The sequence below is a fragment of the Rickettsiella endosymbiont of Xylota segnis genome, from assembly GCF_964019545.1.
Taxonomy (GTDB): Bacteria; Pseudomonadota; Gammaproteobacteria; order Diplorickettsiales; family Diplorickettsiaceae; genus Aquirickettsiella.
The window spans coordinates 1,087,286-1,108,965 of the sequence record NZ_OZ026451.1 but is presented as its reverse complement, the minus strand read 5'-3'; the positions used below and the strand labels follow the sequence as shown (position 1 = coordinate 1,108,965).

Below are 21,680 nucleotides of genomic sequence, written 5' to 3'. Positions count from 1 at the left end.
TAACTAAAAAATCGATTTAATTTTTATATAAATATTAAAAATTTCAATCAATAATTTTGATTTAGAAAGAATTTATAGAAATTAAGTAAATTGAATTGAATTCTCGCGAGTAAACAATCAACATTATGACGAATAATGGTTTAATTCTGTCGTTGCAGAGTCCATATGCCGCCATATTGCGGTTACGGGCAATTTTCCTGGCAAATAAATTTATAAATAGTAATCTAATATTAAATTCTTATCAAAATTAAACTCGTTATCAATTTTTTTAATGCATAGTGTATCTTAAGAAATCCTTAAGTTTTGCTACCTATGCTGGCAACACTTTATGTGCCTGATCGTGACTTAAAAATGATTTATTTAGCAGGGTTAACAAGGTTAATAGTTTGTATTTAGAAATGAGGTAGTTAAACAAGGAATCCCTAGAAAATTATTCGCCGATCATGAGCATGATAGTGAGTATTTTACTAAATTAAAAAAATGTTGTGGGGATTTAATGCCTATTTTAAGAAAGAATAGAAAATTTAACCAAGAAAAAACAATCGATATTTTGTTAAAAACTGTCAAAGCAGAGTGGTACCAATTTTTTGATAAATTAGGGCTATTGATAGTTCAATATTCGCAATCGACTCACTCCTCAAACAAAAACAGTCGAATTCTCTTTTTTAGATTTTTAGAAGCAGCATTTTTATCGGATTCATTACAAAATTTAAGCGACAATGAAAAAAATATATTATTTGCATTAGCTACAGATGAGTTAATGATAGATAGCTATGTTTTAACTAACATTGAAGATCTTAAAATGCTCTATGATCGTTTTAATGTCTTTTTAAGAGTTGATCACAAAAAGGAAGCGCCGCGCGTTTTAAAATTGATCACTCGGTATGCTGATAAAATAGCAAACTCTAACATTGTGTTAGATAAAGCCATCGATCGACTCGATTGGCATTTTACTAATTTATTTTGGGTGCTGAATGTTAATTTTTACAATTATATAGAAAAAGATATAAATTATTCAAATTTTGAAACATACTTTGATACTCTACACAAGATGAATAATGAAATTCGTCGTTGGAATTCCGACTCTATCTTTTCTTTTCGAACGGTTTTAGGTACATATCGTATTTTACGTATCAATTTTAAGGATAATAAAAAAATTTATGAAATAGTGGACCAAACTACTAAGAACTATATTTCTAAAATAATGAAATTAACTGAGAATAGTTGTTTTTCTTTAACGGTCAATGAAGTTAAGGAATGTGCCTATATCGAGTATGTAGAAAACTTAGCGGATAGTGAAAAAAACTTGTTTATAGATTTATATGAAATCGTAGCCAAGCAACAGGTATTTCCTAATAACTATAATTATCAAAGCGGTGCATTTACGGTTAATGTTTCTTTTCAACAACAACTGACTGATGATGAAAAAACTAACATTAATGAAGCTATTAAAGAGACTTATGCGCGAGTCGAGAAGTTGAAAACTAATTTACATCTTAATTTTAAGAAACCCCTTAAGAATCAAATCTTTAGATTGTATATTTTTAAAAACAACGATGAGTATGTTAAGTATGGACCTTTATGGGGGGTTAATACGGCAGGAGGAGGTTATGCTCATGTACGTGTACCTTCTGAAAATGACCGTCCCATGATTAGTTATAGACCTTTATCTAATATTGAACAATGGCACGAAACATTTATTTACCAACAAATAGGTGATACTCGTAATCGAATCTCTAAAGAAGGGGGAAATTTTCGCAATTTAGGTCATGAAATTCAACACACCCTTTTTTATGCGTTGCTGGGAGAACAGGGACTACATTGTCTGCCTTCGTGGATGATAGAAGGATCAGCCAATGCTTTAGGTAATGAAAATTGTTTTAAAGAAGAAGCAGATTACATTAAAAAATCCAAAAATAAACTACCTAGGATAGAGCATATTATTAATATGAGTTATGCGAGTGGTGGAGACTTATATTATTTTGGTAGTGCTTTATTTCGTTTTTTATTGGCTAGGAATTCGAATTTGTTAGACCAAATAATGAAAAAGGCACAAAATGGAGACTCTATTAATGAAGTTAATTTATTTATTAAGTCTGAATTGCAAACCTATGAACCAGATTTCAAAAAATGGGTAGATAAACAAATTAAAGATTGTTCTGATTTGGATGAAAATCAGCACTCTTGGAGCGCTTCAGAAAATGACATTCAAAGTCTATATAAAGAGGATTTAAAAAATAATCCAAGCCTACATAATTTACTCAAGAAATACTCAGTTGAATTTATATTCAATGATACGGTTTTTAAATTAACCCATAATAATATAAGTCGTCATGATATTACTTACCAAAAAACCACCCAATCGATGTCTATCAGTGATTATAATTGGTTAAAGTCGACTTTCGAAATATATATGTTAGATCAGCAACTCATTACTCTTAAACTAATCAAAGACAAAAATAGGATCATTGAGGATCTCGTGGATCATAGTGGAGAACAATTAATTGCCAGAAGACTATTGGAAATTAAAATCAATGGTGTTGAACCCTCTCCTGAATCGATTCAAGACTTAAACTTAGCACTTAAATTGTTTGTTTTAGAAAAAAACTTTAAGTTAAGTAAACCCTTAAGAAAATCTTTTGCTCAAGAAGGTCAAGTGAGCAGTGTTGTTTTAGATAAAATTTTGATATCTCAATCTATTACAGAGTCAACGTGTAAAAACTATATTGAAAACCAATCGTTAGCTTCAGATGAAATGGTAGCTAAGACATCTCATTCTGTAGGCGAATCTAATCCCGATGATAAAATCTCTAATATTTATCGCCAAAGTTTAAATAACACTAAAGGATTAAAGCGGTTTATTAAAAAATACGGGAGTGTAAAAATTACGTTTCCAGATACTGTCTTTGAATTATCTGAGGATAGTATTAAACGTTATGATCTTCAAGGAAATCCCCAAGTACTGTCACCGGACGACCTCGACTGGCTTATAAGCGCTTTAGAACTCGATATTATTAAAAAGATTGTAGTTAAAAATGGATTAGTTGATCATAAAATAGTATTGGCTGGAATAGTGAATGTTGAGATTCACGTAATTTCTAATCGATCGATTAGAAATATCAATCCTAATGAGGATCCTTGTTTGCCTTTAAGTTTAGAAGACTTTGCTCTATTGTTACCGAGAAGTAAATTTTTAACACAAAGATTCCAACCTGAAAGTCAAGCTTTAAAAAATGTAACTTCAATTTTAGGGGTATCCTACGTCATAACTACTGCTAATATAATGTTGAGTGACTTAGTAGCAAAGTCGCGTGAATTAACCCATGTGAATGGGGATGCTTGTGATGAAAAAAATAACGATGATAGTTATGTTACTTGGTTATTAGTGGGGGGGGGAATTGTAGCAATAATCTGTCTTATTACAGGAGGTAGTTTTGTTTGGAATTGTATTAGAAAAAAAGCAAAAGATAAGCATTTAAATCTAAACCTGAAGAAAGACTCTATTTCTGATTCTGAGCTTGAAAAATTAATAAGCCTTGAGACAGAAATGAAAACTTTAGAGGCAGATATTAAACATAAAGTTTCTAATGATGCTTATATCCTTATGCAAGAAAAATTTCCTCTTATTAATCAGCATTTCAACGATTTAATTGATATGCACCAAACACAGAATAACCATAATTCTGATTATATAGAAATGTTTGTAAAACTTATAACATCTTTAGAAGATATATTGAAAAAATTAAATATTTTAAACCTTAAAACCTTAGTTAAGCGCATGAATTTTATATTGGTTGAGTTAAGAGCTATGCGTCCTATTCCTCTGATTGCAGAACAGCAGCCTTTACTGTCTACGGGCAACTCTAATCAACAGGAAAACAACCTAGCTCATCCGACGGCAAATACTTTTTCTAGCTTTTTTATTTCACCTCCAAACAATGAAACTAATGGCAAAAATTCCAATTACGCAATTTCTAGAACAGTAAGAAGTTAGGTTTTTTTCATAAAAAACGATTCTTTGGGATAATATCGCTTATTTTGGACGATAGCGTTAGAATAAACGATTTTTCCAATGACATCGGTTACGCAACAAAACCTGCTCAGCATCTATGAAGGTCTGTTAAATATGTACGGCCGCCAGCAATGGTGGCCGGCAGACGGCCCTTTCGAGGTCATGCTGGGCGCGATACTCACGCAAAATACCCATTGGTCGAATGTTGAGAAAGCTTTGCTGCTTTTAAAACAACAAATACCTTTAACCGCCGAAGCAATCCTAGGTTTATCCAGTAGCGATTTAGCAATCTGTTTAAAGCCAAGTGGTTATTTTCGGATTAAGACACAGCGCGTGCAAAATTATTGTCATTGGTATTTAGCACAGGGTGCTTACGCGGGCTTAGATAAATCAAGCACCAGGCAGCTGCGTGAACAATTACTCAGGGTAAAGGGTATAGGTCCCGAAACCGCCGATGATATCCTACTGTATGCCTTCAATCGGCCGGTGTTCGTGATCGATGCCTACACGCGACGTTTATTGCAACGCTTAGATTTGATACAAGGTCAGGAGAAGTATGAATACTGCCGCCAGCTATTTGAAACGCAACTACCGCGAAGTGTCGATCTCTATAAACAATATCATGCCTTAATCGTCCTACATGCTAAACAGCATTGTCGCAAAACTAAGCCGATTTGTCATGCTTGTCAATTTCAACTAATGTGTAATACAAATTTACGTAACTAAATTTGCTTTGACAAAAAAATAAATTTTTTTCTGTTAATAAAGGTTTAATTTTCAGTATTTAACATACATAGACTACATTTTTTAGGTTAAATATATGAACAATGAAATTAATATGGGTAACGGAACTTATGTGGCAAGAGAGCAGCAAGACACGCAAGTTAGTGGAGAGATTAACAGTAAAAAAGCTGCTGAGAATGATAATAAGAATTTTTTTGGCTGGACATTACGACGAAGAAAAAGTAGTAAAAAATTACCATCCAAACCCGAAACTTGTGAAGTAGCAAAGCATAATCTTCAAAGAGAAAATAATGAAAGATTACTACAAAGAGATTTACCTAAAGTACCAACCAACATTCAAGCGATCTACAATGAAATTTCGGAAAAAAATGATTTAAATACAGACTCATCTGATCCTGACTATGCTACCATTAGTGAATTGTTTTTGAATGTCGATCAAAATCATGAGTCAACAGAATCTCCAATAAAAATTTGGGATAATTTAGCACTAAGTTATAAACTAGTATTAAAAGAAATTAGTGCAAAACCTATATTTGAAAGTATTAAGGACGCCATTAAGACATCCTTAGGAAATAAAAATGATTGTAGATATATTTTAGCTAGATTTGCTTTTAATTCTTTAACCTACGTACAACCAGAAAACTCAAACTATCTACCAATGAATGGAGTGAAATCACCTGCTAATTTGGAGATCTTATTTGAAAAAATGGTATCAATAATTTTGCAGGATTTAGATGAGTTATTCCATACTGAAATTTCTCATTCAGATTGTTTCCATGAAAATGTTTATTCTATAATGCGCAGCGAGCCAGTTTATGTGAATCAATCTAATCCAAGTTTATTTAAGAAAGTTCAAGAAGGAGAATTAAAGAAAGTTCAAGAAGAATTACCGATTGCACCCTGTTCCCGTTTGAATTAAAAATCAACATCCCATATCAGAATTGTCTACAACGATATTTTGATGTGGGATTTAATCTTCAGTTTCGGTATAAGATTCGTGGATTTTTAAGCGATTTTCACCAGCAAACTTCATAATACACTCAAAAATATCTGGGTTGGTTTCTTTGAGCTTGGGATCGAGAACGAGGCATTTGGTGCGACTTTCTTGATCGATCATGGGTCGCAGTTGTGGGGAGTACACCATACGTCGGTTAGTAAAACTGGCCAAACAACCGCACATACGCTCAGCCCAGTCACTGGGCCTGAATTTTTCGCCAGTTTCGGTGACTCCTTCTATTAGAATGAGTTTTTCTCTTTGGCTTTTATGTGTGGTTGTGTTTTCTAACATATAATTAAAGTTTTTGTTAAGTTGTGGTGATATTACTCTAATTAGGGGTGATTAACTATACATAATTAGATGACATTTTATTGTCATTATAGAGCAAATAACCACGTTCTGCCTTACTACGCGTTTCTACGCTGAGCGGAATGCTTTGTTTGAGAAATTCAGCTATTTTATACAGTTCTTGACTGTCGCCATGTTTTAATTCCAGTTCAATTTCATGTAGATCAGCTTGGCGACTGGCGGTTTTAACCTGACCTTGGTCTAAAACTAATTCGATGTGTGTTCCATTTTCTGTTTTTAAGTTCCATGCGCTACGTTGAAAGTCAGTATGAAATAATTCTAACAAATGCTTGTTGCCTAGGATAGTTTGCAGTTTGGCGATGAGGCTTGGATCGGTAAATTCTTGGATATTCGGCCTATTTTGCGTCACCGGTTGATCCCATTCATGCCGATGCTGTAGGTCACCGATTTGTTCACCCGCTGTTTTTAAGGTTTGTATGGTGCGCCCACCAGCTTCACGAACGCGCATCGATAGGCCTTGTTGCCATAAAATAAGATCCGAGGTATCAAAATAACGGCTGATGAGTTGTTCTACTGAAATAGCTTGCGTGCTGGGGAGTTGTAATAAAGGATGTGCTAATAATAGCTTAACATCTTTGGGGGCAATGCTGAGTTTGAGTTCAATTTCGAGAAACATAGGTACACTCTTCGCACTTGAATTTTTGTCTGTGTTGCCGCTCAATTCGCAATCCTCATATATCTTGAATACACACCGCTTGCATCATTCTTCCGGCGCTTTGTCAAAAATCCAATTTCTGTGAGTGTATTCAAGAGTGTGTATCAGTTTTTTATATCGCGTTTCGTCATCAGTACTTGGTACTGTTCAATTTCTTTTTCTTGTGAAGCGGATTTCTCAGGATGTCGTTTATCGAAAGCGCTTAGAAATTTATCAATAACACTGACAAAACTTCTATCAGGGTTCTGATTTTTTATAGATTTCATGCCGCTTGTTCCTCGATCGCATGACGTAGTTCTTTAATCGCTTTTTGCTCGAGTTGACGCACGCGTTCAGCCGATACTTGATAGCGATTGGCTAATTCTTGCAAGGTAATTTTAGGTTCGGTGAGCCAACGATCCCTGATAATGGTTTGTTCTCTTTCGTCTAGTTTGGCCAGCGCTTTATGTAAATGATCTTGGCTGGACTCAATGGTGTCACTGGCTTCAAGTAAGCGGGCTGGATCGTAACGATTATCTTCAAAATGCATATCGATTAATGGATAGCTCGTGGTTTTAGAATCGTTATTTTCATCACTACTGACATCTAAACTCATATCGTTAGAGGCCAAACGAGACTCCATTTCGCGCACGGTTTCTGGTTTGACACCGAGATCGCGTGCCACAGCTTCGATCTCTTTTTGATTAAACCAACCTAAATGGGTTTTCATTTTACGTAAATTAAAAAATAATTTACGCTGCGCTTTCGTGGTGGCTATTTTGACGATACGCCAGTTACGTAAGATAAATTCTTGAATTTCTGCTTTGATCCAATGCACAGCGAATGAGATCAGGCGTACGCCGACTTTAGGGTCAAAACGTTTAACCGCTTTCATTAAACCAATATTTCCTTCCTGAATCAGATCCGCGAGTGCAAGACCGTAGCCCATATACGTTTGTGCAATATGTACGACGAAACGTAGGTTGGCAATAATAAGCTTTTTAGCAGCGACTAGGTCTTGATAGTGATAATAGTGTTCGGCGAGTTCGGTTTCTTCCTCAGCACTTAATACCGGGATTTGTTTTAACCGCGCAATATAGGCATCGGTGCTGTTAATGGGTAGGGATTGATAAAGTGTTTGTAAGTGAGTTTTCATAACCATCTCCCTTGTCTTTAGACTTGTTTTAGTATGTTCACTTGACTTCATAATGTGCTAGAGTATACCGCAATAAATTGTTATTTTCATCCGTACTTAAAAAATAAAGGAAGTTACTAAACTATGGCTGAATCTGAACTCCCATCTCCGATTCTACGTCGTATCAGCACCCCCGTTCAAGTCGGTTCAGTTCTGCTCGGCGGCGGGGCGCCTATCGTCGTGCAATCGATGACGAATACCGATACCGAAGATGCTTCAGCCACCGCCCAGCAAATCATTGAATTAGCTCAATCAGGTTCAGAATTAGTCCGAATTACCGTCAACACCGAGCTGGCCGCCCAACAGGTGCCTTTTATCCGCGATAAAGTCCGTGAAGCAGGCTATTCTGTGCCGATCGTCGGAGATTTCCATTACAATGGCCACCGTTTATTAAAAGCTTATCCAGACTGTGCAGAAGCCTTGGATAAATACCGTATTAATCCAGGTAATGTGGGTTATGGTGAGAAGCGCGATGTCCAATTCACGCAGATGATAGAAGTTGCACTGAAATATAATAAGCCGGTGCGGATAGGTGTGAATTGGGGTAGTCTGGACCAGGATTTGAGCTCACGCCAGATGGATAAAAATGCTCAATCTGCGCATCCACGTTCTGCAGCGGAAGTGTTGCAAGAGACCTTAGTATTATCAGCATTATTGAGCGCTGAGCTGGCTGAAAAAATTGGTATGCCAGCGAGCCTTATCGTTTTATCGTGTAAGGTAAGTCGCGTGCAGGATTTAATTGCCATTCATCGTAATTTAGCAGCGCGCTGTTCGTACGCGATTCATTTGGGTTTAACCGAAGCAGGGATGGGTTCTAAAGGGATCGTTGCCACTACAGCAGCTTTAGCAGTTTTATTACAAGAAGGTATCGGTGACACGATTCGAGCCTCATTAACACCTGAACCGGGGGGTGATAGAAGTCGCGAGGTGGTTGTCTGCCAGCAAATTTTACAAGCGATGGGCTTGCGTGCCTTTATGCCTTCGGTCTCAGCATGTCCTGGCTGCGGACGTACCACCAGTAGTTATTTCCAGGAATTGGCCAAGCAGGTCGAAGCCTATATTAAAGAACGCATGCCGGCTTGGTCACAACAATACCATGGCGTAGAAAATTTATCTTTGGCAGTCATGGGATGTATTGTAAATGGTCCGGGGGAAAGTAAACACGCGAATATTGGCATTAGCTTACCGGGTACCGGTGAGCACCCCATTGCGCCAGTATTTGCCGATGGGCGTAAAATTGCTACCTTGCGTGGTGATAATATCGTCAGACAGTTTCAAGAAATAGTCGAGGGGTATGTGGTAAACCATTATGATGAAAAAAGATAATAAAATGCGTTGCTCGCAGCAAAAAAAAATTAAAATGGGCTTGATGCTTAGTTTATTCTCTTTTGCTACATTCGCGTATGCACAAACTGATTCGCTGTCTTCATCTATTCCAGCTTATCTACGTTTGGAAAAGAAATTAGAATTTTATCAACAGGCTGCACAACATCCTTGGCCGCGTTTACAGACTAAGGGCGTGTTGTCGGTGGGCATGCAAGACCCAGCAGTCGCTGTGTTGCGTCAGCGTTTATGTGCAAGTGAGGATTTAGCAGAAAGTGCTTGCACAGGGAGTGTTAACGCGATTGATTTTGATGAACAAGTTGAAGAGGCTGTTGCTGCATTTCAAGAACGTCATGGGTTAAACGACGATGGTGTCGTAGGTGCGTCGACACGACAAGCACTGAATGTTTCAGCGGCGGAACGTTTACATCAAATTCAATTCAATTTAAAACGTTGGTCACGGCTGATTGCTTTAGCCAATCCCGCCTATATTTGGATTAATGTACCGGATCATCGTTTACGGTTAATTAAAGATCACCATGCCATTTTAACTGCCCGAGTGATAGTGGGGAAACCGTCCAGACCAACACCAGAGATTAATTCTCATGTCACCCGTATCATATTAAATCCTTATTGGACTGTGCCCCCTGGAATTGCGCGCAGAGATGTTATTCCTAAAGCGATGCGTGATCCAAATTATTTAAGTCGTAGTCACATTCGAGTATTTGCGGCGAATCAACCGAATAAAGAATTAAACCCACAAGCCGTGGATTGGTTAGCCGTGAAAAAAAATCCTGGACGTTATATTTTACGTCAGGATCCAGGGCCGCATAATTCTTTGGGACAAATTAAATTTGAATTTGCTAATCGACATCTTGTGTATCTTCATGATACACCCGCAAAAGGTTTATTTGATGCGGAAAGACGTCTATTCAGTTCGGGCTGTGTGCGTTTAGAAGATCCGTTTGAATTTCTTGAAGCATTAGAAGAACTTGATCCTGCATTGCAGCAAGCGGGACCGCGTATTGAAGCGGCTTTAGAGTCGGGACGTGCCACAGTGATCAATTTAAAAACACCGATACCCATACACCTGACGTATATAACCGCTTGGGTGGATAAAAATGATGTATTACATTTTTGGGATGATGTGTATGATCGTGACCCAGCGCTTCCTACCAATAAAGAACAACTCGCGAATGATCTGCCAGCACCTATTTAATGATAGGTGCTTAGCAGAATATTTTTTAGCTTAATTTTGGAATTTTGTTTTCTTAAAGGTAAGTTGCTAAAGAATTAGAATTTTGCAAATGGTGAACTTCCCCTCTTAGGATTTGAAGACTTATAAAAAATTCTATCTTAGCTGTGTCTGCGAGCACATAGCGCGCCAGTAAAAGTTTAATTATTGGCTGGATGGCTAAGGCTGCACTGACGTTTCGGCCCCACTTTGTCATGTGCTGAGCATATAAAAATAAATTGTTATATGCTTAAGCATTTCTGAATCTTCGCATTATATTATTGTTCTTGTTACTAAATAAATATATAAACAGACATTATCTATTATAAGAATAAGAGGTTGAAAATTATGAGTAATTTCTTTAGCAGCAGAGATATATACCGATTTTTAGTAGTGGGTATGATTGCATTCATGTTGGTTGCTCCGTTGATTGCTGTTCCAGGCGTAGGGATTATGTTTGCAACAGCGGGTCTAATAATTGCATCAGCTTTTGTGCTAATGATACTTCCTAATTTGATTGAGATAACGGGAATTTCATGTTTGTTTACCGCTATATTGGATAAATTGAATCCTATCCCAGAAAATACAAATACTGTAAAACTAAATCCGAATATGGCCCCTTCACAAATTTTTGTCAGTGGAGATAGTGCACTAAGCAAAAATGCAGCAGCTGCCACTGCTTTAATCGGGGTTGCAGGAACGACTGTTAGTTTTTTTAAAAGCCCGAAAAGTGAGAATGCAAAAATTACTTTGAAAGCTAGCGCTGGAGGAGTTGCGTTTAGTTGTAGGGCGTTTTCGGAGGAATAATCTACCAGTAAGTCACAAATGCATTGCGCATCTAGAAATTTAGTCGAGATGAGAAATAATTTTATTTAATCTATATAATTAAAAATTGTCATGTGAAATAAAATTTATTGTGCTATCAATAAAGCAGCGGCTACTTTTCGTCCCTCAGACATTAGCACCGTGTAGGTACGGCAGGCAGCGCCGTTATTCATAACTTCAATGCCAATTTTCTGTTGATAAAACACGTTTAATACAGCAGGGTCCGGAAACGCTAAGTTTTCGCCGCTACCGAGTAATACAATACTTGGATGCAGATCGATAATGGTTTGTAAATTATCTGTGGTTAAATCTGCAATAGAGTGCGGGGGCCAAGGATCTACCAACTGATTCGGCATGATAATAAGACTATGCCGGATTTTTTTATCATTAACTTGAATAAAATCTTTAGCATAAGCACGTATCTGATAATGCCCTTCGCCAGTATCGAGATTTAATTCCATAACAGACTATCAAGTTAAAAATTTATGCGTTAAATTATACACTATGACAAAGATATTCATACTCATTGCCTATTTATGCTTGAGTTATTTCCTACTTTCTAGTTATCCGAGTACTCAAACAATGACCAATAATTTAAATAAGGCTTCTGTGTCATCTCATCAAGCATTACAATTGGTCACACTGGATAGCCCTGAACATAATGTATTAAGAACGACGGCTAAAGCGATTAAGTTTCCACTCGATAGCGAAACCCAACAATTTATTAAAGATTTTCGAATTTTTTTTAATGATCTGAAAAGTCCTTTAGGCAATCCAGCAGGATTGGCAGCGCCACAAGTGGGTCATGCACTGCGGATTATTATTATTCAAGTACCTGAATCCGCAAAAGCGAGACGTAAAGACGTTTATGATGTGGTGCCGCCCACGGTTTTAATTAATCCATCGTATACGCCAGTGGAAGCTGCTGGTGAGAATAAAGATTGGGAAGGGTGCTTTTCAGTTCCGAATAAGATGGGAGAGGTATATCGTTATAACGAAATTCATTACACTGCTTACACACCGGAAGGCGAGGAAATTGGTGGCGTAGCACGGGGATTTTTAGCCCGTTTGATTCAACATGAAATCGGTCATTTAAATGCCGAGCTTTACATTGATCGTTTACGGCCTGACTGCCGCTATGACTCAATCGAAAACGTCATGCAAATGATCAAAGCAACAACCTCAGCTGAAAAAAGTGAATAATTTTATAGGCAAGGATGCAAATACGCTTTATAGCGCCAAACTAAGCTTAGGAATTCAGCTATTAACATCATGAATAAAACCATCCTACGTCGCGAATTCAATTTAGTTGAAAATTTAACTCATTTACATCCGGTTTTACAGCGTGTGTATGCAGCACGCGGCATCCAATCTGTCGAGGAGTTGGATTATCGCCTGTCAAGTTTATTACATTTTCAATCGTTAACCGGCATCGAAGCGGCAGCACAATGTTTGGGTGAAGCCGTGATGCAACAACAGCGTTTACTCATCGTCGGTGATTTTGATAGTGATGGCGCAACCAGTAGTGCTTTAGCGGTGAGTGCCTTACGTTGTTTTGGGGCGCAGCAAGTGGATTTTTTAGTGCCAAATCGTTTTGAATATGGTTACGGTTTAACACCAGAGATAGTTGAACTCGCTTTACGCACGAAAAAACCTGATGTGATTATAACCGTTGATAATGGTATCTCGAGTCATGAAGGTGTCATCGCCGCCAAAGCTGCTGGATTAAAAGTAATCATTACCGATCACCATTTGCCAGCAGCTAGTTTGCCGATTGCAGATGCGATTGTTAATCCGCAGCAAAGAGACGATCCATTTCCGAGTAAAAATTTAGCGGGTGTTGGTGTTATTTTTTATGTGATGTTGGCACTCAGGCATTATTTACGTAACCAAGCTTGGTTTGAAAAAAATAAAACAGTTATACCGAATATGCTGCAGTTTTTGGATTTGGTGGCATTAGGAACGGTAGCTGATTTAGTTAGCTTGGATCGTAATAATCGGTTATTAGTCATGCAAGGTTTGCAGTGGATTAAAGCCGGTAAAGCCCGGCCTGGGATTTATGCCTTACTTAAATTGGCGAAACGTGAAGTAGAATATCTGGTGGCGAGCGATTTATCGTTTAGTATCGCACCCCGTTTAAATGCTGCGGGTCGTTTGGCTGATATGTCGTTAGGAATTGCTTGTTTGTTAGAAACTGATCGTAATCGTGCGCATGAGCTCGCGTTACAACTCAGTCAATTAAATGAAGAACGTCGCACAATCGAAACGACCATGAAACAAGAAGCTTTCGCTATTTTAGAAACATTGCTTGAGAAAAAACCTTTGGAAAAAGGCATTTGTTTATATGACAGTCGTTGGCATCAAGGTGTCATCGGTTTATTGGCTTCGCGTTTAACTGAACGCTTGCATAGACCGACGATTATTTTTGCAAAGGGTCATCAAACCGATGAATTAAAAGGTTCAGCACGTTCTATCACCGGCTTACATATTCGTGATCTATTAGAAACTATTGCAACGCGTCATCCGCATTTGATTAATAAATTTGGCGGACATGCCATGGCAGCAGGTTTGAGTTTGAAAAAAGATTCTCTTGAGGAGTTTGTTAAGATTTTTCAACTGGAATGTGAGCAACAATTACGACCCGATATTTTACAGGCTATTTGTTATACCGATGGTGAATTAACTCAGCAGGAGTTAACTTTAGAACTGGCCGAGCTGTTACGTTATGACGCGGGTCCATGGGGTCAAGATTTTCCAGAACCTTTATTTGAAGGTTGTTTTCTATTACTTGCGCAACGTTTGGTAGGTGACAAACATTTAAAGATGAGCTTAGCGAGTCAAGCTGCTGGTAAACAAATTGATGCTATTGCATTTAATGTCAGCCTAAGTCAATGGCCTAATCACCGTGCAGAACGCATCAATGCTCGCTATCGTATAGGCGTTAACTATTATCAAGGCCGTAAATCTTTGCAATTAATCGTTGAGAATTTAGAACTTATATAAATTATTGTACTCGTAGCAATTGAATTTTTGGCAAGTGCCGCGAAGAGATTGCGAATTGAGCGGGAACGCAGGAAAAAATTTTATTGCGAAGAATAGATTATAAAAAAAGGCCGATAATATATCGACCTTTTATTTTTTAACGAGATTAAGACTTTACGGAGTCTTTTTCTGTTTGATCTGTTCCTGCTGTATTATCGGAGTTAAGCGTGTTTAGCTCATCCAATTTAGTGTTTCCTTTTTCTTGTTTAGGGTCTATTTTTTTTTCCAAGGAGATTTTTTTGTGACCTTTTCGATGATGAACAGCTTCCTGTTTAGCAGGTGTTACAGCAGCTGGCTGGTTGGTATTAGCAGCAGGTAAGTTATTCAGATCGGTGGCTGATTCAGCTGCGATAGCTGGGATAGCTAAAATCGCGCTGCTTAAACCGATGATGAGGGCTTGTTTCAATTTCATGATAAGGACTCCAAATTGTTATTATTGTAAAACAAGCTTTGTGTAACAAAGCTAGTGGGGCTATCATACCAGTAAAAAACCAGCATGGAAGCCCCCTTAACAGAAATAAATCATGCTAAAACCGCAGAAACAGTCGATTAGTTCCTATATGATAGCACCTATGATGGGTTGGACTACCCGTCATTACCGTTATTTTTTTCGGCTAATTTGCAAAAAAGCCCAGTTATATACGGAAATGCTCACCACAGACGCTATTTTAAAAAGTCCACAGCGAGAGCGTTTATTAAGTTTTGATGCCAGTGAAAAAACTTTGGCGATACAATTGGGCGGCGGTATCGGTTCCGATCTAGCGCGGGCGGCCAAAATAGTCGAACCTTATGGTTATTCAGAGATTAATCTTAATGTCGGTTGTCCTAGCGATAGAGTGCAATCAGGTTGTTTTGGTGCGGTATTACTTAAAGATCCCAGACGCGTTGCTGATTGCATTGCTGAAATGTGCGCAGCAGTTAAATTACCTATTACCGTTAAAACCCGGATTGGTGTCGATGATTGCGAAAGTTATGATTATTTAGCCCAATTTATCCAACAAGTAAGTTTGGCGGGCTGTCGTACTTTTATTATTCATGCGCGTAAGGCTTGGCTATCGGGATTAAGTCCCAAACAAAACCGTGAAATTCCACCTTTAAATTATAATTGGGTATATCAGATTAAGCGTGACTTCCCTCATTTAAATATTGCTTTAAATGGCGGCATATCTTGTATAAGCACAGCGCAGGAACATTTACAACTGGTGGATGCTGTCATGATAGGTCGTGCTGCTTGGTATAATCCCTATTTGTTTGCTGAACTCGATCAACTTATTAGTCCACAAGATAGCTTGATTATTCCTAGTCGACTGTCTATTGTTTTATTGTATTTACCTTATCTAGAGCAGGCTTTTATATCGGGGGAAAACTTGACGCATTTAATCCAGCCTTTATTTGGGTTATTTCATGGTGTAGCAGGCGGCAGACGTTGGCGACAAAAATTAAGTGAAACCTTACAGAGGATGGATAATCCTTTAGTCGGAATAAAAACGATACTACGAGAGATAGTCCCGACTTTGTGAATTAAGAAGTACTCGTCGTTAAACAGGCTTGTTCTACCCACTGATATAAAACGAAAGGCTCGGATGAACACTTAAGGCAAGGTGTTGCGCAATTCGGTGTTTTAAAATATTTTTTTACACAACCTTTATGTATTAATAGTTCTAAGATCGCTAGGGTTTCTTCTTGCTTAGTTCCAAAGGTTTGTAGAATAAACGCAAGATTAACTAATTTTTTTTCAGCAATAAATTTTTTTAAAGCGAGTAAGCTAATCATGGCAGTTTCCTCTACTGGATGAGAGTGGGAGTGGTAATTCGGTGAGTTTGCTGGTTTTAAAACGTAAGAAGCCACGCGTAACACAAAGTGCAATAGCAACGATGAGGTAGCATAAAATAGTTGATAAGGCATGCTGCTTAAACGTGACCGTTTGATAAAATAAAGCAGAGACGGCATAAGCAATTCCCGTACTCCATGCCATAGAAAAATAAGCCCAAGCTCTACCAATCTCGCGTTGCATCACCGCCATGGTCGAAATACAAGGAAAATACAATAAAATAAACAATAGATAAGAAAAAGCGCCGAGCTTACCGTCGAAATAATTGGACATCACACCATAAACACCTTTCGTCACGTCAGGTGCTTCTGCCTTTAGCGCCATGGGATTGGTTAGAGTTTTGCCCAGCTCACCTAGATTTTTGGGGATAGATAACACAGCGGCTTTTAATTCATCGCTTATTGTCGATTTTTCAGTTTGCTCTGCCAGTTGGCCTACTTGTGAATATAAAGTATTTAATGTTCCGACAACCACTTCCTTAGCGAGTAAACCGGTGGCTAAACCCACAGTGGCAGGCCAGTTATTACTTTGTATGCCTATAGGAGCAAAGATTGGTGTGATGGTTTTTCCAATACTGGATAATAAAGAATGTTGATTGGCTTCACCGGTGATCAGTTTGCCATGGATGCTGATCGTATTGAAACATCCTATCAGCACACAAATTGGAATAATAAAACGACCTGCTTTAAATAAAAATAATTTCAAGCGTTGCCAGGTGCTTTGCAAGATAGAACGCCAATGTGGCCAATGATAGGTCGGTAGTTCTAAGATCATCGGCGTTGTTTCTGCTTTTAATGCGGTAGAGCGCAGTAATAAACCGGTGAAAATTGCTGTTAGTATACCTATGAGATATAACGCAAAAATGATGAGTGCACCACCTTGCGGGAAAAAAGCGGCAACAAATAAAGTATATACTGTGAGGCGTGCACCGCATGACATAAAGGGCGCCATCATCACCGTCAAAATACGATCCCGTGGCGAAGCTAAGGTGCGCGTAGCCATTACTGTAGGGACATTACAACCAAAACCCACAATTAATGGAACAAAAGCTTTTCCAGGTAAACCGATAGCCCCCATTAATTTATCGACCACAAACGCGGCGCGTGCCATGTAACCTGAATCTTCTAATAAGGATAAAAATAAAAACATGGCACCGATGACCGGTATAAAGCTTATTGTGGTATTAATACCTTTACCTAAACCATTAGCAATTAATGCAATCAGCCAAACCGGTAAATGCAATTGCGTAAGTACATTGATACTGCCATGTATGAACAATGCCGTGCTACCGATATCAAAAAAATCTTGAAAAGCGCCACCGACATTAATGGCAAATAAAAAAAGTGTGTACATCACTAAAAGAAAAATAGGAATACCTAGCCAACGATTTAAAATAATACGATCAATACGCGAGGTAAAAGTTATGCCGGGTGTGTTGGTGATTAAACTTTGTTTCAATAGCGATTGTATCCAAGCATAACGTGCATCGGCGATCAGCAAATCAATTTCTTCATTCAATTGTGTTTTAAGTATTTGTATCAATGATTGTGTAAACGAGAGTTCTTCTGGTGTGGCGTAATTGCGAGCGATGGCATCATCTTCCAATAAACGACAAGCCAACCAAGGAAGAGGGACTTTTTTTGTCGATAATTTTTCGGTAAGTGTTTGCAAAGCGTTCTGCAATAAAGGCTCAAAAGAATACGGGAGAATAGCATGTGTCGAGAGGTTTGCTGACAAAGTATGACGTAATTCTTTAATACCCATGCCACGAATTGCAGTTAAAGGAATAATTGGACACTTTAATGATCGACTCAATTGTTGGATATTAATATGTATACCGCGTCGCTTAGCAATATCCATCATATTAAGTGCGATGATAACGGGTATCTGCATTTCTAACAGTTGCGCAGTCAAATACAGTTGTCGTTCGAGATTGCTTGCATTTACTACGTTAATGACAACATCGGGACGATTGTTAACTAGATAAGTGCAGGCAATGCATTCATCCATGGCACAATTATTAGCGACGACACTTAAGGAATAAGTGCCTGGAAGATCAACGATTTCATAGGTTTCTGCACCGACATTAAAATAACCACTTTTTTGCTCAACCGTGACGCCAGCCCAATTACCTACTTTTTGTCGACTACCGGTGAGCGCATTAAAAATAACAGTTTTACCGCAATTAGGATTGCCGGCTATGGCAATGATTTTATTTTTTTTCATGAGTTTTGTGTTTAGTTTGAATATTCTACGTAAATATGACAGGCTTCACTGGCACGTAAACTAAATTGGCTACCTAAAATTTGTAATTGTAAGGGGTCGCCAAGTGGCGCACGTCGAATTAAAGTAATGGCAACTTGTCGAGTAATGCCTAAATGTTGTAATAATTTGCGACAGTGTGCAGCGATATCAGAACTAAAACCTACTACAGTAGCAGATTGTCCCGGGCTTAGTTGGGTGAGGGGTATAGACTCAGTTAGCATAAATATTTTAAATGAGAATCATTACTATTTATAATAGAGGTTTTTTAGTAGTGAAGCAAGACTTAATAGATCCTAGGGTGGACGAGTATTTTTTATGCATTTAAGTCAGTTATTAATGGGTTTTGACGTTGCGGTGAAGGCGGATCCCGTCATTAAAGGGCTTTGCCAAGATAGCCGTCAACTTCAACCAGGAGATTTATTCTTTGCTTATCCCGGAAGGGGTAATGACGGCCGTCATTTTATTTCGGAGGCAATCGCTAAAGGTGCGGCAGCCATTTTATTCGAACCGGAAGGGAATGTTTCTATTGATGTAAATGTAGCACCTATCCCTATAATGGCACTTCCTCATTTAACTGCACAATTAGGGCCTATCGCAGCCCGATTTTATGATTATCCGAGTCGTTATTTGCCTGTAATCGGTATTACGGGTACGAATGGTAAAACTTCTTGTACACATTTTTTAGCCGATAGTTTGCAGCAGTTACAAAAGCCATGTGGTGTCATCGGGACCTTGGGTAATGGTTTCTATGGAGATTTAAAGGCGGGTCAGCTAACCACCCCCGATGCTATCGAGTTGCAACAATTACTGGCAAATTTTCGAGATGAACAAGCACAGGCTGTGGTCATGGAAGTATCTTCACATCGCTTAGCTCAACAGCGTTTAAATGGCACAGAATTTTCTGTAGCCGCATTTACTAATTTAACCCGAGATCATCTGGATTATCATGGAACCATGAATGCCTATGCGCAGGCTAAACGTTCTTTTTTTGATTTACCGGGTGTGCAGCAGGCGATCTTAAATGCTGACGATCCTTATGCGCAACAATGGTTAACTGAACTTGCTGAACAATTACCTGTATATGCTTATTCTTTAAACAAGCCTCAATCGGCATGGTCGCATATTCCACATGTCACCGTTAAAAAATTTGATTTTAATCAACAAGGTTTACAGGCAGAAATCGATACGCCTTGGGGCGAAGTGTTTATCGAAAATCCATTTTTAATGGGGCAGTTCAATTTAAGTAATTTGTTGCTGGTATTGACACTATTAAAGAGTTTGCATTTTTCTTTAGCAGAAATTTCACAGGTTATATCGAAATTAAAGGGTATTAAAGGACGTATGCAAGCGTTTCATACCACTGGGAAGCCCTTAGTGGTTGTAGATTACGCGCATACACCCGATGCATTGCAGCAAGTTTTACGTGCTTTACGTCCACATTGTCCAGGTGAGTTGTATTGTTTATTTGGTTGTGGAGGCGATAGGGATAAAGGAAAACGACCTTTAATGGCTAAGATTGCCGAGCAAGAAGCCGATCGTATCATAGTAACCAGTGATAATCCGCGCCACGAAGATCCGTTGCAAATTTTACGGGATATTCAACAAGGATTCACGGATAAAAAACCCATATATCGTGAACTGGATAGACAACGTGCGATCGTCTATGCTATTGCAACTGCCCAGCCGAGTGATGTTGTATTAATTGCAGGTAAAGGCCACGAAGACTATCAGTTAATTAAAGGCATTAAATATCCCTTTGATGATGCTCTCGAAGTGCAACGATTATTATTGCTATGAGTATAGTATAGAATGCTATAGTCTAAAAGTACCCCATCTATTTATTGGTAACCCTGTGAAACTATCTATATTGGCTGCAAATATCCAAGGTAAGCTATTAGGTCCGGATGTGAATTACACCGGGCTGAGTTTGGATTCGCGTAGTATAAAACCACATGAACTTTTTTTCGCTATTCGCGGTGAAAAGTTTGATGGGCATGATTTTATTGAACTTGCCAAGCAGCGCGGTGCTGTAGCCGCTGTCGTTGATCATGTTATAGATACCGATTTACCCTTAGTACTCGTCCAGGACACAAGAAAAGCCTTAGGGGAATTAGCTAAACACCATCGTAGTCAATTTTCTATCCCTATTATTGCCTTAACGGGTAGTTGTGGTAAAACAAGCAGCAAAGAAATGATCGCATCGATTTTGGCTGAAACAGGCTCAGTGTTAACTAATTTTAAAAATTTCAATAATGATATCGGTGTACCCTTAACATTGTTAAATTTAAATACTCAACACCGTTATGCCGTGATTGAAATGGGTGCGAATCATAGCGGAGAAATTGCGTATTTGACGCAGATCACACAACCGAATGTTGCCTTGGTCACTAATATTGGGCCTGCACATTTGCAAGGGTTTGGATCCATGAACGGCGTTGCAAAGGCTAAGGCAGAAATTTTTTCTGGTTTAGCTAAAAATGGTGTCGCTATTATTAATGCCGATGATAAATTTACTGATAATTTACAGAAAGCCTCTGCTAGTTTTCGCTGTGTGAGTTTTGGTTTATCCGATGGATCTGATTTTTCTGCGACTAATATTCAAGTGGATGCCGATGGAAAAGCAATATTTTTATTACATGCCCCGAATGGAAAAGAAATGATGATTAGCTTAGGCTTACCTGGACAGCATCAGGTGTTGAATGCTTTAGCCGCCGCCGCCGCGGCGAGCCAAGTGGGAATTGAATTATTCCACATCAAATCCGGTTTAGAAAAAACGCAACCAGTGCCTGGAAGAGTGTTATTACGCAAAACAAAAATAGGCACGAACTTGATTGATGATAGTTATAATGCCAATCCAAGTTCAGTGGCTGCGGCTTTAAAATTATTGGCGCATTATTCGGGGCAGCGAATTTTTGTTATGGGTGATATGGGGGAGTTGGGTCCGAATGCCATAGCGTATCATCGTCAAATTGGAAAATTAGCTAAAGAATTAAAAATCGATGAGGTCTATACTTGCGGTGATTTAAGTAAAGAAACCGCCAAAGCATTTGGTACAAACGCAAAGCATTACCCCAATCACCAGGAATTAATTTTAGCACTGAAACCCCATTTGCGAGAGAATGTCACTATTTTAATTAAAGGTTCACTCAGTGCACATATGGGAAAAGTAGCCGCTGCTTTATTGGACAACGATGCGTGAATCTTAACGC

20 protein-coding genes are annotated in these 21,680 nt (G+C 38.4%); 11 read left to right on the top strand and 9 right to left on the bottom strand.

Annotated features, from left to right (window positions below; genetic code table 11):
- The first annotated feature begins 496 nt into the window (after positions 1-496).
- From AACL18_RS05145 to AACL18_RS05135, 3 genes are all read left to right on the top strand, one after another.
- Positions 497-3,994 (top strand): hypothetical protein, encoded by a 3,498-nt coding sequence (locus tag AACL18_RS05145; RefSeq protein WP_339049733.1) that lies wholly within the window; start codon positions 497-499, stop codon positions 3,992-3,994.
- A gap of 78 nt (positions 3,995-4,072) precedes the next feature.
- Positions 4,073-4,738, top strand: coding sequence for an endonuclease (locus AACL18_RS05140; RefSeq protein ID WP_339049732.1), 666 nt, complete (start codon positions 4,073-4,075; stop codon positions 4,736-4,738).
- A 94-nt stretch (positions 4,739-4,832) separates the two neighbouring features.
- Entirely contained in the window at positions 4,833-5,675 is an 843-nt protein-coding gene (locus AACL18_RS05135) for a hypothetical protein (protein WP_339049731.1), read from the top strand.
- Between the two features lie 51 nt (positions 5,676-5,726).
- Here AACL18_RS05135 and AACL18_RS05130 read toward each other — a convergent pair whose 3' ends face one another.
- The 4 genes from AACL18_RS05130 to rpoH all read right to left on the bottom strand — a co-directional run bounded on the left by AACL18_RS05130 (position 5,727) and on the right by rpoH (position 7,912).
- Positions 5,727-6,044: a DUF3579 domain-containing protein gene (locus tag AACL18_RS05130; RefSeq protein WP_339049730.1), complete on the bottom strand. Its 318-nt coding sequence runs from the start codon at positions 6,042-6,044 to the stop codon at positions 5,727-5,729.
- Between the two features lie 55 nt (positions 6,045-6,099).
- The gene (locus AACL18_RS05125) at positions 6,100-6,738 is read right to left on the bottom strand and encodes a CYTH domain-containing protein (RefSeq protein WP_339049729.1); all 639 of its coding nucleotides are present in this window, start codon (positions 6,736-6,738) and stop codon (positions 6,100-6,102) included.
- A 143-nt stretch (positions 6,739-6,881) separates the two neighbouring features.
- Entirely contained in the window at positions 6,882-7,043 is a 162-nt protein-coding gene (locus AACL18_RS05120; RefSeq protein WP_339049728.1) for a CBU_0585 family protein, read from the bottom strand.
- The gene (gene rpoH / locus AACL18_RS05115; RefSeq protein WP_339049726.1) at positions 7,040-7,912 is read right to left on the bottom strand and encodes an RNA polymerase sigma factor RpoH; all 873 of its coding nucleotides are present in this window, start codon (positions 7,910-7,912) and stop codon (positions 7,040-7,042) included. The genes AACL18_RS05120 and rpoH overlap by 4 nt, the downstream gene beginning before the upstream one ends.
- Before the next feature lie 123 nt (positions 7,913-8,035).
- Here rpoH and ispG point away from each other — a divergent pair, with 123 nt between their 5' ends.
- The 3 genes from ispG to AACL18_RS05100 all read left to right on the top strand — a co-directional run bounded on the left by ispG (position 8,036) and on the right by AACL18_RS05100 (position 11,315).
- Positions 8,036-9,277, top strand: a complete 1,242-nt coding sequence (gene ispG, locus AACL18_RS05110; protein ID WP_339049724.1) for a flavodoxin-dependent (E)-4-hydroxy-3-methylbut-2-enyl-diphosphate synthase — start codon at positions 8,036-8,038, stop codon at positions 9,275-9,277.
- Positions 9,261-10,493 (top strand): L,D-transpeptidase family protein, encoded by a 1,233-nt coding sequence (locus tag AACL18_RS05105; RefSeq protein WP_339049722.1) that lies wholly within the window; start codon positions 9,261-9,263, stop codon positions 10,491-10,493. The genes ispG and AACL18_RS05105 overlap by 17 nt, the downstream gene beginning before the upstream one ends.
- A gap of 363 nt (positions 10,494-10,856) precedes the next feature.
- On the top strand, positions 10,857-11,315 hold the full coding sequence (locus tag AACL18_RS05100) for a hypothetical protein (RefSeq protein ID WP_339049720.1): 459 nt from the start codon (positions 10,857-10,859) through the stop codon (positions 11,313-11,315).
- Positions 11,316-11,419: 104 nt separating this feature from the next.
- On the opposite strand, the gene AACL18_RS05095 is transcribed toward AACL18_RS05100, so the two are convergent.
- A complete protein-coding gene (locus AACL18_RS05095; RefSeq protein ID WP_339049718.1) occupies positions 11,420-11,794 on the bottom strand; it encodes an Mth938-like domain-containing protein in 375 nt (124 codons plus the stop codon).
- Positions 11,795-11,837: 43 nt separating this feature from the next.
- Between AACL18_RS05095 and AACL18_RS05090 the strand changes: the two genes are divergently transcribed.
- Together AACL18_RS05090 and recJ are read left to right on the top strand one after the other, a co-directional pair.
- Entirely contained in the window at positions 11,838-12,536 is a 699-nt protein-coding gene (locus AACL18_RS05090) for a peptide deformylase (RefSeq protein WP_339049716.1), read from the top strand.
- Positions 12,537-12,605: 69 nt separating this feature from the next.
- Entirely contained in the window at positions 12,606-14,336 is a 1,731-nt protein-coding gene (gene recJ / locus AACL18_RS05085; RefSeq protein ID WP_339049715.1) for a single-stranded-DNA-specific exonuclease RecJ, read from the top strand.
- Between the two features lie 145 nt (positions 14,337-14,481).
- Here the strand turns inward: recJ and AACL18_RS05080 are convergent, their stop codons facing one another.
- Positions 14,482-14,787 carry a hypothetical protein gene (locus AACL18_RS05080; RefSeq protein ID WP_339049714.1) on the bottom strand — a complete coding sequence of 102 codons (306 nt, stop codon included), beginning with the start codon at positions 14,785-14,787 and terminating at the stop codon, positions 14,482-14,484.
- A gap of 112 nt (positions 14,788-14,899) precedes the next feature.
- Between AACL18_RS05080 and dusA the strand changes: the two genes are divergently transcribed.
- Entirely contained in the window at positions 14,900-15,895 is a 996-nt protein-coding gene (dusA, locus tag AACL18_RS05075) for a tRNA dihydrouridine(20/20a) synthase DusA (protein ID WP_339049713.1), read from the top strand.
- Between the two features lies 1 nt (position 15,896).
- On the opposite strand, the gene AACL18_RS05070 is transcribed toward dusA, so the two are convergent.
- The 3 genes from AACL18_RS05070 to AACL18_RS05060 are packed head-to-tail and all read right to left on the bottom strand — an operon-like array spanning position 15,897 to position 18,692.
- Positions 15,897-16,148 (bottom strand): FeoC-like transcriptional regulator, encoded by a 252-nt coding sequence (locus tag AACL18_RS05070; RefSeq protein ID WP_339049712.1) that lies wholly within the window; start codon positions 16,146-16,148, stop codon positions 15,897-15,899.
- Positions 16,141-18,432 carry a Fe(2+) transporter permease subunit FeoB gene (gene feoB / locus AACL18_RS05065; protein WP_339049711.1) on the bottom strand — a complete coding sequence of 764 codons (2,292 nt, stop codon included), beginning with the start codon at positions 18,430-18,432 and terminating at the stop codon, positions 16,141-16,143. The genes AACL18_RS05070 and feoB overlap by 8 nt, the downstream gene beginning before the upstream one ends.
- Positions 18,433-18,443: 11 nt before the next feature.
- On the bottom strand, positions 18,444-18,692 hold the full coding sequence (locus AACL18_RS05060; protein WP_339049710.1) for a FeoA family protein: 249 nt from the start codon (positions 18,690-18,692) through the stop codon (positions 18,444-18,446).
- 94 nt (positions 18,693-18,786) lie between these two features.
- On the opposite strand from AACL18_RS05060, the gene AACL18_RS05055 reads away from it, so the two are divergent.
- Positions 18,787-20,268, top strand: coding sequence for a UDP-N-acetylmuramoyl-L-alanyl-D-glutamate--2,6-diaminopimelate ligase (locus tag AACL18_RS05055; protein ID WP_339049709.1), 1,482 nt, complete (start codon positions 18,787-18,789; stop codon positions 20,266-20,268).
- Positions 20,269-20,323: 55 nt separating this feature from the next.
- Positions 20,324-21,670, top strand: coding sequence for a UDP-N-acetylmuramoyl-tripeptide--D-alanyl-D-alanine ligase (locus tag AACL18_RS05050; protein WP_339049707.1), 1,347 nt, complete (start codon positions 20,324-20,326; stop codon positions 21,668-21,670).
- The last annotated feature ends 10 nt before the right edge of the window (positions 21,671-21,680 follow it).